The sequence below is a fragment of the Flavivirga algicola genome, assembly GCF_012910715.1.
GTDB classification, from domain to species: domain Bacteria; phylum Bacteroidota; class Bacteroidia; order Flavobacteriales; family Flavobacteriaceae; genus Flavivirga; species Flavivirga algicola.
Window position 1 is genome coordinate 245,736 of sequence record NZ_JABBHF010000006.1, and the last position, 15,268, is coordinate 261,003.

Sequence of the window (15,268 nt, forward strand, 5' to 3'; positions counted from 1 at the left end):
TATTGTAATCTTAATTAATTATAATGTTTAGCATTTTTTCGGTTGCTTTTATAGCAGATACCGTTTGATCTGAGTCGAGACCACGTGTTTTAAACTCTTTATCAGTATTTTTCCAGGTAATAATGGTTTCGCATAAAGCGTCAGAATGACTCCCTGGAGGGATTCTTACAGCATAATCTATTAACCCAGGCAATACCATGTCTTTCCTTTTGAAGATCGCCCTTATAGCATTCATAAAAGCATCAAATTGACCATCACCCTGGGCGTTTTCTTCAAATGTTTCATTGTTAATGGTAATAGAAACCGTTGTAGAAGGTTTTAGTCCTTTGGAATGTGTTAATACATATGAGTTCACTTTTACTTTTTCCTCATAAGTATAGTCTAAAACATCTGAAATAATATATGGTAAATCTTCTTTGGTAACGACTTGTTTTTTATCACCTAACTCAATAATGCGTTGTGTGACCTGTCGCAAATCATCATCATCAAGTTGAAGTCCTAATTCCTGTAAATTCTTTTGAATATTAGCTTTTCCAGAAGATTTCCCTAAGGCATACTTACGGGTTCTTCCAAAGCGTTCAGGTGATAAATCGCTAAAGTATAGGTTCTTTTTATTGTCACCATCTGCATGTATTCCAGCGGTTTGTGTAAAAACATTGGCGCCAATAACTGGTTTGTTAGCTGGAATCATAACCCCAGAAAATGTTTCAACCAGCTTGCTAACGGTATATAAGACTTTTTCGTTTACACCCGTTTCTATCTCGGGCATGAAATCATTAATAACAGCAATTGTACTGGCCATAGGCGCATTACCAGCACGTTCTCCCATACCATTTACGGTTAAATGAAGTCCATCTGCGCCTGCTTTGAGGGCTTCCATGACATTGGCCACGCCTAAATCGTAATCATTATGCGCATGAAAATCAAAATGTAGGCTCGGATACTTGTCCTTAATCTCTTCTACAAAATCGTAAGACTCTTTTGGTGTAATAATACCTAGAGTATCTGGAAGCATGATACGCTTTACCGGCTGCGTAGATAAGAACCCTAAAAACTCGAAAACATAGGCTTTCGAATTGCGCATACCGTTGCTCCAATCTTCTAGATAGATATTGGTTTCAATGCCTTTCTCTTGGGCTAAGGAAATTGTTTCTGATATTTCTTTAAAATGCTGATTAGAAGTCTTTTTAAGCTGGTGAGTTAAATGATTTAATGAACCTTTGGTTAATAAATTTTGAACCTTGGCACCTGCTTCAATCATCCAATCTATCGAAATTCCTTTGTCAACAAAAGTAAGGACTTCAACCGTATGCAAATAACTATTTTCTTTGGCCCAGCTAGTGACGTCTTTCACCGCTTGAAGTTCGCCTTCAGAAACTCGGGCTGAAGCTATTTCTATACGATCAACTTTTAACTCTTCTAATAAAAGTTTGGCTATGGTTAGTTTCTCTGAAGCAGAAAACGACACGCTCGAGGTTTGCTCACCATCGCGCAATGTCGTATCCATTATTTCTATTCTCTTCATTGCCATTTATAGCATCAAACCATTTGCAAATGTTTCTATTTCGCCTTTCATGTTTTGTAGATAATCAATATCATCAAAACCATTCAGCATATTTTCTTTTTTGTAACTATTAATATCAAAAGACTCTTGAGCTCCCGTAGATTTAATAGTAATGGTTTGCTCGGGTAAATTCACTTCTATTTCTGTATTGGCGTCTTCGTATATCGCATTGAAGATTTGTTCTGAGAACTCAGGACTCACTTGTACTGGTAAAACACCTATATTTAAGCAGTTGTTTTTAAAAATATCTGCAAAAAAACTAGATACAACACAACGAAATCCATAATCGTAAACCGCCCAAGCAGCGTGTTCTCTAGAAGAACCAGAACCAAAATTCTTTCCTCCTACTAAAATCTTACCACTGTAAATAGGATTGTTTAATACAAAATCTTCTTTTGGCGTATCGTCCCCATTGTATCTCCAATCTCTAAATAAATTATCTCCAAACCCTTTACGTTCTGTTGCTTTTAAGAATCTAGCTGGTATAATTTGATCGGTATCAACATTTTCTAACGGTAATGGAACTGCTGTACTTGTTAGTATATTAAATTTATCGTAAGCCATTTTTTTAGTATTCTATTGCCAGTGTTCAGTTGGCAGTTTTATAATTATTTTTATTAGAGGATTATAATAAGTCCCTTGGATCGGTTACTACGCCTGTAACTGCTGCTGCTGCTGCAACTAAAGGACTAGCAAGTAATGTTCTGGATCCAGGACCCTGACGTCCTTCAAAGTTTCTATTAGACGTACTTACTGCATATTTTCCAGCAGGAATTTTATCATCGTTCATTGCCAAACAAGCAGAACAACCTGGTTGTCTTAATACAAAACCAGCTTCTGTTATAATATCTAAAAGGCCTTCCTCTTTAATTTTATCTTCTACTTCATGAGAACCAGGAACCAACCAAGCAGTAACATGGTCTGCTTTTTGTTTTCCTTTTACAATAGAAGCAAAAGCTCTAAAATCTTCAATTCTACCATTTGTACAACTTCCCAAGAATACATAATCAATCTTTTTACCAAGCATGGAGTCATTTTCTGCATACCCCATATAGTCTAAAGACTTTTTGTAAGTAGCCACACCGCCTTCAACAGTATCGGCATCAGGAATGTTGTTAGAAATACCAATGCCCATACCTGGGTTGGTGCCATAGGTAATCATAGGTTCTATATCACTAGCCGAGAACGTTAGTTCCTTATCGAAAGTTGCATCTGCTTCAGTCTTTAAAGTTTTCCAATGTGCTACAGCAGTATCCCAAGCGTCTCCTTTTGGAGATAATGGTTTGTCTTTTAAATAGTCAAAAGTCGTTTCATCAGGTGCTATCATACCACCACGAGCCCCCATCTCAATAGACAAGTTACAAACGGTCATACGGCCTTCCATAGTCATGTTTTCAAAAACATCACCAGCATATTCTACAAAGTATCCTGTAGCTCCAGATGTTGTTAATTTTGAAATGATATATAATGCCACATCTTTTGGCGTCACCCCTTTTCCTAATTGCCCATTTACGTTAATGCGCATTTTTTTAGGTTTTGGCTGCATAATACATTGTGTAGACAGTACCATTTCTACTTCTGAGGTTCCAATACCAAAGGCAATGGCACCAAAAGCACCATGTGTTGATGTATGCGAATCACCACAAACGATTGTTGCTCCAGGAAACGTAATACCGTTTTCGGGGCCTACAACGTGCACAATTCCATTTTTTTTATGACCAAGACCCCAGTGACTAATACCATATTCGTTGGAATTATCTTCTAAAGCTTTTAATTGATTTGCCGATAAAGGATCTTCAACTGGTAAATGTTGATTAATGGTCGGTGTATTATGATCGGCAGTAGCGAATGTACGCTCAGGATATAGAACGCTTAGACCTCTGTTTTTCAAGCCTAAAAAAGCTACTGGACTTGTTACTTCATGTATAAAATGACGATCTATAAAGAATACGTCTGGTCCACCTTCAATCTTTCTAACAACATGCGAATCCCACACTTTGTCAAACAATGTTTTACTCATAAATATCTTAAATTTTGTATTAAAACTCCTCAATGTCAAAGAAAATCCAGCATGAGAAGCTATAAGTGCCTACAAATTTATGTTTTATTGCAGATATTTAAAACTTTAAGAGGCTTTGCTATAAAATTTTTATAAAATTGCTAATGGATATTGTCTTTATTGAATTTAATGCAATAGAACAATGAAATTGATTACAATTTTTAAAACAAAGTATTAAAGCAATGTTTGTTGTTTACTTTCATTAGGAACTGTTAAGGCATACCCCAATTCACTATTTAGTTTTTTTATGAAATAAGCAGATAATAAAGGAGACTCTTTTTCTATGTTTTGGTGAATAAAAAAATCAATCTCTTTAATTCCAGAATCTTTCCAAAATTTTAATCGTTTTACCCAATCATCCAAACGGGAATAATCTGTTTGATGATTAGCCCCTACGTATCTTATAAAAGCTGTAGCATTGGTTAAACGCATGTGCATTAAATCACGTCTACCAGCTGTGTCTACAATAACATTGGATATGTTATTTGCTTCCAATAGTTCATATAATTCTTGAGACACAGTAGGATCGTTATACCAGTTTGTATGTCTAAATTCAATAGCTAATGGGATGTCCTTTGGCCAATTTTCAACAAAAGAAATAACTCTGTTAAAATCTTTAGGAGCAAAATTGCTATGCATTTGTAAAAAAACAGTACCCAGTTTTTCTTTTAAATTTGAAGCGTTGTACAAGTAATCTTCAACAATTGCTTGAGTGTCTTGTAAACGTTTCCAATGACTTATTTCCTGATTTAGCTTAGGGAAAAATTTAAATCCAGAAGGCGCTTTGTTATACCAAGTAGTAAATTGTTCGGCTGGAAAGATTCTATAAAAGGTGGCGTTTAATTCAATAGCATTGAATTGTCTCGAATAATATACCAACTCGTCTTTAGTCCCTCTAGGATAAAACCCTTTGAGATCTGCCCGATTCCATTTGGCGCAACCTACATAAATTTCAGGGATATTATCATCTTTTACACTGTTTAATACATTGTAGGTTTCTAAATGATCTTTAGGTAAAGTGAAATCTATTTGTTCAGGGTTATTAACACTTCCAAATTTCATATGCTATACTTGTTTCTTCAAAAATAAATATTTTGAAAGTATTTTTTATGTATTGTGCTACGGAAGTAACTTCATTTTTTTTGAATAACAAAAATTTAACACTGCTGTTTGAAAATATTTTATATATTTGGAACGAACATTTCAAATAAAAATGCCAAAAGTAGAAACATTTGATAAAGAGCTGGTCTTAAAAAAGGCCACCAATGTCTTTAATGACAAGGGGTTTAATGCAACCTCTATGCAGGATTTGGTCGATGCAACGGCTCTTAACAGATCCAGTATATATAATTCTTTTGGAAACAAGTTAGATTTGTTTTTGGAGTGTTTAAAATCATATCAAGGTGTTTATACTATAAAAATTTCTGAAACATTACATAAGGGACAAAACCCATTACATGCTATAGAGCTTCTTTTTAAATTTTATATAAATGAAATCGTTGAGGATAAAGATAACATGGGATGCTTAATTACTAATTGTACTTCAGAAATGGCCAATCAGGATAAATCTATTGATAAGTTTTTAAATGACAATCAACGTTCTTTTATTGCTTTATTAGAAGAATTAGTTCGAAAAGGACAAAAAGAATCCATCATTAACCTTAACAAAACGGCTAATGAATATGCCTGGTATTTATTTACATCCATACTGGGTTTTAGAACTATTGGTATTATGATATCTGATAAGAAAGAATTGAAAAGTATTGCAAAAACTATAACACAAACATTAATTTAATTTTTTTTAACCTTATTTGGAACGATTGTTTCAAATAAAAATATGTGAATCACATGAGTAAATTGAAAAACAAAGTCGCCGTTATAACTGGTGCAAACAGTGGAATTGGATTAGCTACGGCTAAATTATTTTTAAAAGAAGGCGCTAAGGTTGTTATTTCGGGAAGGCGTCAAGAAGCATTAGATGAAGTAGCTGAAACTTTAGAAGGAGAATTTATTACTGTTTTGGCAGACGCTTCAAAACCAGAAGACAATGCGAAACTAATAAAAAAAGCAACCGATGCATTTGGCAATATTGATGTATTATTTTTAAATGCTGGAGTGGCTCCAATTTCCCCAATCGAAGCGATTGACGAAAACCATTATAATGCTGTTTTCGAAACCAATGTTAAAGGGCCTATTTTAGCAACTAAGGAGGCTCTGCCCCATTTAAATGACGGAGGTTCTATTTTATTTACAAGTTCCATTGTAAATCAAAAAGCATTTGATGGTTTTGGTGTATATTCTGCAAGCAAAGGTGCATTACGTGCTTTTTCAAAAGTATTAACCTCTGAGGTGAAATCGCGGGGCATACGTGTAAATACGATTGCACCCGGCCCCATAGAAACGCCTATTTTTGGAAAAATGGGCTTGCCAGAGGAAGTACTTGAGGAAACCGGGAAAGGTTTTGCTGCCATGGTGCCGCTAGGACGTTTTGGAGCTGCTGAAGAGATCGCCAAAACTGCTTTATTTCTAGCTTCAGATGATGCCTCTTATATTAATGGTGTTGAGTTAGAGGTTGATGGAGGTTTGAGCCAGATTTAGGATTCCAAAAGAAATTTCGAAATAGTATCAAGCATCATATTATTGGTTAAAAGGCTGAAAATGAATATTTTCAGCCTTTTTGTTAATAACCTCGTTAACAATTATAGGCTTCCCTATTATTTTCAGGTTTTAATAATCAATATTTTTATAAAAACCAAGATCATGAACACAAGACAATTTAAGCTGAAAAGTATTCGTCCAGAAGTTCCTTCTGCTACCATTAATGATGCTATGAGTAGTGATGAGCGGTTTCAAAATTTAGTTTTAAGACCTATTGCCAAGCTCCAAGGTGACCTTTTAATTGCTGTTTTTAAAAACTATATTGTTAAGCATAAATCGGTTTTTTATGATTTGTCCATAGAAAAACGACTGATCTATATTGAGAATGCGATTCAAAAAGACATGAAGTTTAGAAATTCTTTAAAAGGTATGATTATTGGACAGTTTACAGTTGAAGAATATCAATTGTACATACAAAACTCATCAGCTCTAAATAAGCGAATGATGCGTATTGTTAAAGAGCGATTACGCAATAATATTCAACTTTTTGAAAAACCAGAATTGCTTACTGCTGTTTAAATAAAACAACGTGGGTTTCTATGTTAAACATAATAACCTAGTATTTAAAGGTGTTAGATTTATATTAAAGAAACACCATTTAAATCGGTCGTTAGGACATCACTCATATAATCAAAATATGGTCTAATGGTTTTAAATGATTCGTTGACTTCACTTATAAAGTTCGCATCCAAAACCTCTTTGTCCGTATATTTCTTAGTAAATATATATTGTTTCTTTTTTATAAGATCTATGGCTTTATGGTCTTTACTAAAGCCTTTTGGGGCTGTTTTTACCTCGTCTCCAACAAAGGTGTCTCCCCATACGCTGTTAAACTTTTTATTTGCTAAGATTTCACGAATTTCACTATCATCCATTTCAAACTCTTTTCTAATTCGTAATAAATCGGCGGGTGCTGGCTCCCAAAAACCTGTTGCAATAAAACTTTCATTGTTTGGCTGGATATGAAGGTAATAGCCTCCTCTTAATTTTGGTTTCGTTCTGTGAAACGAGCCGCCAAAATGTGTTTTATAAGGATCCTTATTTTTAGAAAAGCGTACATCTCTATAAATTCTGAACATTTTTACCTTATCAACTTCATCATGCGTATTAAGCGTATCGAAAATGGTATTATATACTTGTTTAACTTCGGCTTCAACAGCTTTAAATGCTTTCTTCCGTTCGTTAAACCAATCTCTATTATTGTTCTTTTCTAACTTTTTAAAAAAATCTAGTGCTTCTTTTGGAACCTGTACTCCCATGTTTGTTCGTTTTTTTGAAATTGATAAATTATAGTTTGAATACGTTCAATAGTCTTAATAATGTGAGGTAAATTACAAAAATCACTTTATTATTCAAACTCAATGTCATTAAGAATGAGCCCAGATGCTGGGGCAATGTACTCCATTCTTACTTGGCTATCGGACATAAGGCTCGTTTTTATATCTTCCAAGGTTAATTTGCCTTTTCCTAAATCGATTAGTGTGCCCATCATCAATCTTATTTGATTTCGCATAAATCCTTTTCCTTTAACTCTTAATAGATAGGTGTTCTTTGGAAAGTAATTAGCCGAATAAATGGTGTTTTCTACCAATTCGCAACGTAAAATTTCTCGATTGTAAATACCATGTTCACTAGGTTTATAGCAGTAAGATTTAAAATAGTGTTGACCTTCAAAAAGTTTGGCACCCTGTTTCATGATGTCAATATCTAAATCATCAAGAATGGTGGTCATAATGGGCGCGCAGAACGGATGACACTTTTCTCCACAAGTAAATAAATATAGGTATTCTTTAATTTTGGAGTGGTTTATAATATTAAATTCCGCATCAACTTCACGTATGCTGGTAGCTCTAATGTCCTGAGGAAGGTTATAATTAAAGAGTTCTAAAAAAGCTTGTTTGTCTTCAATAGGTTCGAATAGAAACAATTCGAAAGCTGCATTTTCTGCAGAAACCATAGCATCAGTCCGACCAGAGCTTAAACTTTTAAAACGTTTTCCTTCCAGAATAAAATTTAGAGTTCTGTCTACCATCAAGTGAAGTGTTTTTACATTGGGCTGCTTTTGCCAACCATGAAAACGATACCCTAAATATTGAATAGTAAAAACATAAAAATACTTCTTCATTTGTCTTAAAATAGGCATGTAAAATAGGTTATTTTCTTAATTAATACCAGCTAAAAAATTGAAATTTATGCCTTAATGCTACATGACTTTTAAGTTGTTTATTCACAGTTGTTTATGTGTTTTTCGAGTAAAAAAAAGTTTACAAATAATTAATAATTAATTAAGATTTGGGACATATGTTTTAGTTATAAGTACATGCGTTTCCTTCTTTACTTCATTAATTAGCAATATTTGTCACTTAAACTTTAACTAATATAAAATATGAAAATCAAATTACTTGAAAAGATGCTATTTAAAAGATGGCAATTCAAGGCTTTTCTAATGACGTTTGTTTGCTGCTTAGGCAGTGTAGGTGCAATTCATGCACAATCTACAACTATTAAGGGGCAAGTAACTGGTGATGGACAGCCTCTAGCTGGAGCTACGGTCATAGTAGTAGGAACTACAACAGGTACTGTATCTGACTTTGACGGAAACTATGAAATTAAAGCAAACCCTGGTAGTAAGATACAGGTTAGTTACTTGGGATACATAGACAAAACCGTTTCTGTAGGTAGTGCAACTACAATTAATGTAGATTTAAAAGAGGACCTTTCCACATTAGAAGAAGTCGTTGTTGTTGGGTACGGTACACAGAAAAAGAAAGAATTAACAGGAGCAGTAGCCAGAGTAAAGTCTGACGATATTGTTAATACAGCTACTTCAGATTTAGGTTCTGCACTCCAAGGGCAAATAGCGGGTGTGACCGTTTCTGCTAGTTCTGGAGCCCCAGGTGATGAGGCTAATGTACAAATTCGTGGTCTAACATCTGTTTTTGGAGATAATAGACCTTTATATGTCGTTGACGGTATTCCTTTTGAAGGGGATCCAAGAATTAGTATCGAAGAGATTGAAAGTGTAGATGTATTAAAAGATGCTGCATCTGCTGCGGTTTATGGTACTAGGGGTGCTGCAGGGGTAATTATAATAACGACCAAAAAAGGTAAAGAAGGTCAAATGAAAGTGAGCGCTAACGGTTATTATGGTATACAAAGCATTACTTCTGGTATTCCTACTTTAGGGCTTGAGGACAAGGTTTATCAATTATTTTTAACGGGTAATGCTCAAAACAATTCTGTTTTCGGAAATACCTGGACTATTATAGAGCGTGCGCCTCATTTGTTATCAAATAATACAAGCTTAAAACCTCTTATTGAAAATGATAATGCACCTATTCAAAACTATAGCTTAAATGTTTCGGGTGGAAAAGATGGATTGACCTATAATGTTACAGCTAATTTCTTTGATCAAGAAGGTGTCATCATAAAATCTGGTCTAGAAAGATTTAATGTAAGATCTAACACCTTTTATAGTAAAGGGAAATGGGATATTCAATCTGCTATATCATTTCGAATGGAGGAACGTGAATACGCACCTTGGGGCTTAACCAAAGAAGTTATTAGTTATGCTGCTTATCAACCAGAGTTGCAAATTGATAATACGCAAAACGATGATGCTGGTGATGGTTCACAAGCGCAAAATCTATCATATTTAGGGACTCGGTTAATTCAACGTGACAATTCTGAAAATCACTATTTTGATGGTGCTTTAAGCTTGACATATAATTTTAATGATGATTTAAAATTAACGACCAGAGCATCTGTTAGTAGAGATAATGGCACAAGAATCACTATCAATCCTAAATTTAGGGCTTACGATTGGGAAGGCAATGAACTTACCACAGATAGATCAAGAATTTACAATGAGAGTACACTTGCTAAAAAAAATACTTGGGAAAATATTCTTAATTTTAAGAAGAGTTTTGGCAACCATAACTTTCAATTAACAGCAACCTATTCTGCAGAGAAATATTCGTATTCTCAATTTTTTGCTTCAAAGTTTGATATTGCAGATAATAATATAACAGTAATAAATGGTGCTACTGCCGATCCAAATGCAGGTTCGGGAACCAATAGATGGACACAAGACAGAGTGAATACTTTAATTGGTATGTTTGGTAGAATACAATATAATTATAAAGGTAAATACCTATTTAGTGCTGGTGTGAGACGAGATGGGTCTTCAAAATTTGAAAAAGAACCTTGGGGTATTTTTCCTTCTTTCTCCGCAGGATGGAATGTGTCTGATGAAAATTTTTGGGAGCCTATAAAATCTGTAGTGTCTTCATTTAAAATTAGAGCGAGTCATGGTACTACGGGTAATCAAGGTATACAAGATTATGCGTTCGGACCTGTTATTATTTTAGAAAATGATTATGTATTTGGAGCTGGTGCCAACCAAAACTTAGTATTAGGTGCTACCCAACAATCTTTTGCCAACGAAAATGTTAGATGGGAAACGTCTGTTTCTACAAACTTTGGGTATGATTTAGGTTTTTTCAATAACCAACTTACTTTTACTTCTGAAATTTACAGAACTGATAAAAAAGACATGTTATTTCCTGTGAGGCTTCCTCCTACAGTTGGAGGTGGAAATGGTGCTAATTCTGAGGTTGTACTTAACGTTGGAGATATGGTGAATCAGGGTGTGGAACTTACTGCTAATTACCGTAATAAAGGAAAATTTTCTTGGAATGCTGGTTTAACGTTTACCAAGAACGAAAATATGATCACCAGAATGAGTGAAACCAATAAAGAATTCTACTTTGGTGATAGTACTATTTCTGGTACAGATAACGATAGTGATCAGGTATCTATAGTAAAAGAAGGCTTAGAAGCAGGTGCTTTTATGCTAATTAAAACAGATGGTGTTATACAAACTGATGAGGAACTTGCCGACTACTTATTGGAGTTTCCTACGAGCCAAGCAAAATTAGGTGATTTAAGAATGGTAGATGCCTTAACTGTCGATACCGATGGTGATGGTGTGCCAGATGCAGGAGATGGTATCATTAATCTAGAAGATAGACAATATTCTGGAAGTGGAGCACCTGAATTTGAAATGGGTTTTAACTTCTCATCATCATTTAAAAACTTTGATTTCTCTATGCAATGGTATGGTGCCTTTGGAGGGGAAATCATGAATGGTAATAAAGCTTATGCTTATCAGGTTGGTAACCACCAGGATTTAATTTATGGGTGGACACCACAAAACCCAACTTCGCAAATACCTATATACAGAGGATCTCAAACACATGACAACGTAAGAGGTAGAACCGATTACTGGTTAGAAGATGGCACTTTTGTTAGATTACGTAACATCACACTAGGTTATAGTATTCCTAGAAGTAAATTAGAAAAATTTGGATTGTCTAAGTTACGATTCTATGTAACAGGACAAAATATTTTGACCCTTACCGAATATGATGGATTCGATCCAGAGGTAGGTAATAACGGTTTAAGTACCAGAGGTATAGATAAAGGGACTTATCCGGTAAGTTCTCAAGTAAGAGCTGGTTTACAATTTGAATTCTAAACTAAAAAAATGATTATGAAAAAAGTATTAAATATAAAAATAGTCCTGATTCTGGCATTTTGCTCAATCATAACAGGATGTAAAGATGACTTTCTTGATGAAGATAACCCTAATGCCATATCGACCAATACATTTTGGGATGATATACATGACTTAAGATTAGGTATTGTTGGAGCATATAAAGGGATGGCTGCCCCTCACAATTACCATTTAGTAAATGAATTATCAAGATCAGATTTAGCTTGGTCTAGTGGTTGGCAAAGACCAAACAACAATAACGAGTATTATTTACAGACCTTTAATGAAGCATCTAGTGCTATTAACCAAAAATGGGGTGCTTTATATACAACTGTTTTTAGAGCTAATCAGGTTATTGAAGCTTCAGAACGGTTAGCTGGAACTTATGGGAATGATGATCTTGAAGAAGAAAACAGCCTTATTTTGGCTCAAGCCAGATTTATTAGAGGTTATGCCTATTTTAACCTCCATAATTCATTCAATGGTGGTTCTGTTCCTATTTGGGATATTGTTGCTGGTGGCGATAATGGATACTATAGACCAGCTAATACAGCTGATGAAGTAAGACAGTTTTATCTAGCAGATTTGCAATATGCCTCAGAAAATTTACCTACAACCTGGGATGATAAAGAAAAAGGGAAAGTAACAGCAGGAGCTGCTGTGGCTGTTATGGGACAGTCGCATTTATACGCTGGAAATTATGCCGAAGCTGCTGTCCATTTTAAACGTGTTATAGACGAATTTGGATATAGTTTAACTCCAAATATAGGAAGTAACTTTACAACACTGGACGAACTCAATGAAGAGTCTATTTTAGAGTTGGTTTATTCTATAGATTATAAAAATGAGCTAAACCCTTGGGATATTAGAGATACTGCTTCCACAAGTGGTTATGATAGACAATTTACAGGAGCTCCTGGTCAATGGTTTGGCGCAGTAGCAGCTAATTGGTTGATTTTAGAATATAGAAATGATCCCTTAGACTTTTCTGATCCTAGAAATATAGTTACGGAAGAAGATGGTACCCAAAGATTTAGAAGATTTAGTTTAAGAACTTCTTGGTCTGTAGCTTTGGTTGACGACGAGGATATGGAATATTACGGATTTCCTAAAACGGGTCAGGCTGCTAATTTTAACGTTAAGATGACATGCTTTTGGAGAAAGCATACCAATTGGGATTTAGGTTTTGAGAAAGAAGCAGATATCACTCCTGGAAAAGTACGTTCTGGTATTAACCAAAGATTAATTCGTTTAGCAGAAGTTTACTTACAATATGCTGAATGTATGGTGCAAACTGGAGACGTAGATGAAGCACTATTATATATAAATAAAGTAAGACGTAGATCTGGAGTTAGATTATTAGGACCTATAGGATCTGGAGAATATCCATTAAATGATCATGATAACGAGGTCTATGATGCGAACAGATTAATGGATCATTTAATGTATGTAGAGTATCCACTTGAGTTATCTGCAGAAGGTGACGGTGGAAATAGAAATATAGACCTTAGAAGATGGGGCATTAAAAAGCAGCGTTTTGAAGAATTAGCTACTAAAAGGTATGCGGCAGATCATTATGAAGTCGAAAAAGAAGATGGTACAACAGCGTGGAGATGGGCCTCGATTGTGAAAGAGTTGGATACATCAGATCCAGAAGTAGATCTTGATTGGAATGAGTTTCAAGAAGCAGCAATAAACTATAATGAAGCGAACCATGCTTATTGGCCAATACCAAATAGTGAAACAATAGCTAATCCAAACTTATATAATTAAAAAAAAGATTATGAAAAATATATATTTAATAACTATCATGCTGGTTCTAGCCTTCTTTGGGTGTCAGGATGATAGTTACGATGCACCGAATGAGTTTTCAGACACTGGGTTCTATACGAGCCAAGGGCAAAAGCCTTTAGAAATAAATATTTTTGAATATATATCCTTTACTAATTTATCACGAGGGTATATCGACCATAAATGGACCATTGACGAAGGGAACTTTTTCCTGAAAGGTCCCTTTAAAAGTAGAGATTCTTCAGAGATATTTGAACAGAAAATCATCAATCCTGGAGACACAACATCAACAGATAAAACAATACATGTATACTTTAAAGAATCTGGACAACAAAAAGTCAGACTATATAATGTATTTGATGAATATGTAGAGTTTAGAGGATTTAGAGATGGAAGTCCATATACGTTAGCCGCTGAAGAAAGAGAAGGAAACTGGGTTATCGATACAACATTTAGTGTAAAGGTTTACGATACCATTATTCCCGAAATTCAGATTAAACAAAACGATATAGTAATAGAGCATGAAAGTAACGACACTATTTATGTTGAAGCTGGAGACTTTCTTGAGTTTACAGATATAACGACCATTGGAGAGCCGACTGACAGATGGTGGTTTATTAGAAATGATCTAGATGAAGGTGTTGAACACCAACCAGATGATGTTATTGCTTCTAGTAGTGATGAAGTAGCGCAAATTATATTTAAGAGATTAGGAAAATTTGAAGCTGGTGTTAATGTATCGAGACAAGGACAGAATATCCCAGGAGATTTTGATCAATATCTAGTTCCAAGGCCTATAAAGGTTATACCTTCTAGCAAACCGTTTGAGCTTACTGGAGATATTGTTGAATTAGAAGATGAAACGATTAGTGTGCCTTTTAATGGTGAGTTTGCTCCATTTATAAATAAAGAATCGTTCTTCGAAGTTGAAGTTAATGGTACTGTTTTCCCAGTTGCATCGGTTACGATTAATGAAGACGATGCGACTTTCTTAGACATTGTATTAGCCGATCCCATTTATAGACCAGATGTAATCACAGTGACACTTTTATCAGGAAGTGGTATAGAATCGACAGATACACGTACTCCGGTTGCTTTTGCAGATGCACCTGTAATCATGCATGATGTAAACTTATTAGGTGATGTTTTTGGCAGTTTTGAAGACTTTGGCGCGCCATGGCAACCGTTCGCTCCTGCTTGGGGAGCTAATGAAGGTGGCTTAGAATGGACCGATGAAAGAGCTTATCATGGTGATTATAGTATGAAAATGTCTATGGTAAATGGAGAAAGATGTGCTGCTGAAGTGTATCTTGACGATCCAATAATTTTTGAAGCTGGTGTAACCTATGAAGTAAAATATTGGATGTATGTTGAATCTAGAGATGTCCTTCCTAACGAGATTGGTTTATGGTTCTTAAACGAATGGCGTCAGTTCTGGAATAGTCCAGACAAGCCTGCAGGACAGTGGCTAGAACAAAGCTTTGAAGTAACCAATGCACAACCATTGGCAAGATTATATTTTAGAATTTTGGGTGGGGGTCAAAATTATGTAGCCTATTTTGACAACTTTTACATTGTTAAAAAAGAAGTAAGACCATAATCTAAATAGTACGATTTAAAATAAAAGCCTATTTGAAAA

Annotated in this window: 12 protein-coding genes; 6 read left to right on the forward strand and 6 right to left on the reverse strand. The window is 34.9% G+C overall.

The window, feature by feature from the left end:
- Window positions 1-10: 10 nt before the first annotated feature.
- The 4 genes from HHX25_RS12210 to HHX25_RS12225 form a co-directional block, all read right to left on the reverse strand.
- On the reverse strand, window positions 11-1,531 hold the full coding sequence (locus HHX25_RS12210; protein ID WP_169673725.1) for an alpha-isopropylmalate synthase regulatory domain-containing protein: 1,521 nt from the start codon (window positions 1,529-1,531) through the stop codon (window positions 11-13).
- Window positions 1,532-2,128, reverse strand: coding sequence for a 3-isopropylmalate dehydratase small subunit (gene leuD, locus HHX25_RS12215; protein ID WP_169673728.1), 597 nt, complete (start codon window positions 2,126-2,128; stop codon window positions 1,532-1,534).
- Between the two features lie 61 nt (window positions 2,129-2,189).
- Window positions 2,190-3,584: a 3-isopropylmalate dehydratase large subunit gene (gene leuC, locus HHX25_RS12220; protein WP_169673731.1), complete on the reverse strand. Its 1,395-nt coding sequence runs from the start codon at window positions 3,582-3,584 to the stop codon at window positions 2,190-2,192.
- 213 nt (window positions 3,585-3,797) lie between these two features.
- Window positions 3,798-4,685, reverse strand: coding sequence for a DUF72 domain-containing protein (locus HHX25_RS12225; RefSeq protein ID WP_169673734.1), 888 nt, complete (start codon window positions 4,683-4,685; stop codon window positions 3,798-3,800).
- Window positions 4,686-4,836: 151 nt separating this feature from the next.
- Here HHX25_RS12225 and HHX25_RS12230 point away from each other — a divergent pair, with 151 nt between their 5' ends.
- The 3 genes from HHX25_RS12230 to HHX25_RS12240 all read left to right on the forward strand — a co-directional run bounded on the left by HHX25_RS12230 (window position 4,837) and on the right by HHX25_RS12240 (window position 6,800).
- Window positions 4,837-5,418, forward strand: coding sequence for a TetR/AcrR family transcriptional regulator (locus HHX25_RS12230; protein ID WP_169673737.1), 582 nt, complete (start codon window positions 4,837-4,839; stop codon window positions 5,416-5,418).
- Window positions 5,419-5,471: 53 nt separating this feature from the next.
- Complete coding sequence (locus HHX25_RS12235; protein WP_169673740.1) at window positions 5,472-6,221, forward strand: SDR family NAD(P)-dependent oxidoreductase; 750 nt, start codon at window positions 5,472-5,474, stop codon at window positions 6,219-6,221.
- Window positions 6,222-6,383: 162 nt separating this feature from the next.
- Window positions 6,384-6,800 carry a glyoxalase gene (locus tag HHX25_RS12240; protein ID WP_169673743.1) on the forward strand — a complete coding sequence of 139 codons (417 nt, stop codon included), beginning with the start codon at window positions 6,384-6,386 and terminating at the stop codon, window positions 6,798-6,800.
- A 59-nt stretch (window positions 6,801-6,859) separates the two neighbouring features.
- Here HHX25_RS12240 and HHX25_RS12245 read toward each other — a convergent pair whose 3' ends face one another.
- Together HHX25_RS12245 and HHX25_RS12250 are read right to left on the reverse strand one after the other, a co-directional pair.
- Window positions 6,860-7,540: a DUF2461 domain-containing protein gene (locus HHX25_RS12245; RefSeq protein WP_169673746.1), complete on the reverse strand. Its 681-nt coding sequence runs from the start codon at window positions 7,538-7,540 to the stop codon at window positions 6,860-6,862.
- A gap of 89 nt (window positions 7,541-7,629) precedes the next feature.
- The gene (locus tag HHX25_RS12250; protein ID WP_240964519.1) at window positions 7,630-8,424 is read right to left on the reverse strand and encodes a tRNA pseudouridine synthase A; all 795 of its coding nucleotides are present in this window, start codon (window positions 8,422-8,424) and stop codon (window positions 7,630-7,632) included.
- A 243-nt stretch (window positions 8,425-8,667) separates the two neighbouring features.
- Between HHX25_RS12250 and HHX25_RS12255 the strand changes: the two genes are divergently transcribed.
- From HHX25_RS12255 to HHX25_RS12265, 3 genes are read left to right on the forward strand one after another with little or no spacing between them, the layout of a single operon-like run.
- Window positions 8,668-11,820, forward strand: a complete 3,153-nt coding sequence (locus HHX25_RS12255) for a SusC/RagA family TonB-linked outer membrane protein (protein WP_240964520.1) — start codon at window positions 8,668-8,670, stop codon at window positions 11,818-11,820.
- Window positions 11,821-11,835: 15 nt separating this feature from the next.
- Entirely contained in the window at window positions 11,836-13,611 is a 1,776-nt protein-coding gene (locus HHX25_RS12260; protein WP_169673747.1) for a RagB/SusD family nutrient uptake outer membrane protein, read from the forward strand.
- A gap of 10 nt (window positions 13,612-13,621) precedes the next feature.
- Window positions 13,622-15,229, forward strand: a complete 1,608-nt coding sequence (locus tag HHX25_RS12265; protein ID WP_169673750.1) for a hypothetical protein — start codon at window positions 13,622-13,624, stop codon at window positions 15,227-15,229.
- The last annotated feature ends 39 nt before the right edge of the window (window positions 15,230-15,268 follow it).

What these genes read in the sequence shown, in the direction of transcription:
- HHX25_RS12235 (WP_169673740.1), top strand. Translation starts at nt 5,472, where the DNA reads ATGAGTAAATTGAAAAACAAAGTCGCCGTTATAACTGGTGCAAACAGT.
- HHX25_RS12265 (WP_169673750.1), top strand. Translation starts at nt 13,622, where the DNA reads ATGAAAAATATATATTTAATAACTATCATGCTGGTTCTAGCCTTCTTT.
- HHX25_RS12255 (WP_240964520.1), top strand. Translation starts at nt 8,668, where the DNA reads ATGAAAATCAAATTACTTGAAAAGATGCTATTTAAAAGATGGCAATTC.
- HHX25_RS12250 (WP_240964519.1), bottom strand. Translation starts at nt 8,424, where the DNA reads ATGCCTATTTTAAGACAAATGAAGAAGTATTTTTATGTTTTTACTATT.
- HHX25_RS12210 (WP_169673725.1), bottom strand. Translation starts at nt 1,531, where the DNA reads ATGGCAATGAAGAGAATAGAAATAATGGATACGACATTGCGCGATGGT.
- HHX25_RS12245 (WP_169673746.1), bottom strand. Translation starts at nt 7,540, where the DNA reads ATGGGAGTACAGGTTCCAAAAGAAGCACTAGATTTTTTTAAAAAGTTA.
- HHX25_RS12225 (WP_169673734.1), bottom strand. Translation starts at nt 4,685, where the DNA reads ATGAAATTTGGAAGTGTTAATAACCCTGAACAAATAGATTTCACTTTA.
- HHX25_RS12240 (WP_169673743.1), top strand. Translation starts at nt 6,384, where the DNA reads ATGAACACAAGACAATTTAAGCTGAAAAGTATTCGTCCAGAAGTTCCT.
- leuC (WP_169673731.1), bottom strand. Translation starts at nt 3,584, where the DNA reads ATGAGTAAAACATTGTTTGACAAAGTGTGGGATTCGCATGTTGTTAGA.
- HHX25_RS12230 (WP_169673737.1), top strand. Translation starts at nt 4,837, where the DNA reads ATGCCAAAAGTAGAAACATTTGATAAAGAGCTGGTCTTAAAAAAGGCC.
- HHX25_RS12260 (WP_169673747.1), top strand. Translation starts at nt 11,836, where the DNA reads ATGAAAAAAGTATTAAATATAAAAATAGTCCTGATTCTGGCATTTTGC.
- leuD (WP_169673728.1), bottom strand. Translation starts at nt 2,128, where the DNA reads ATGGCTTACGATAAATTTAATATACTAACAAGTACAGCAGTTCCATTA.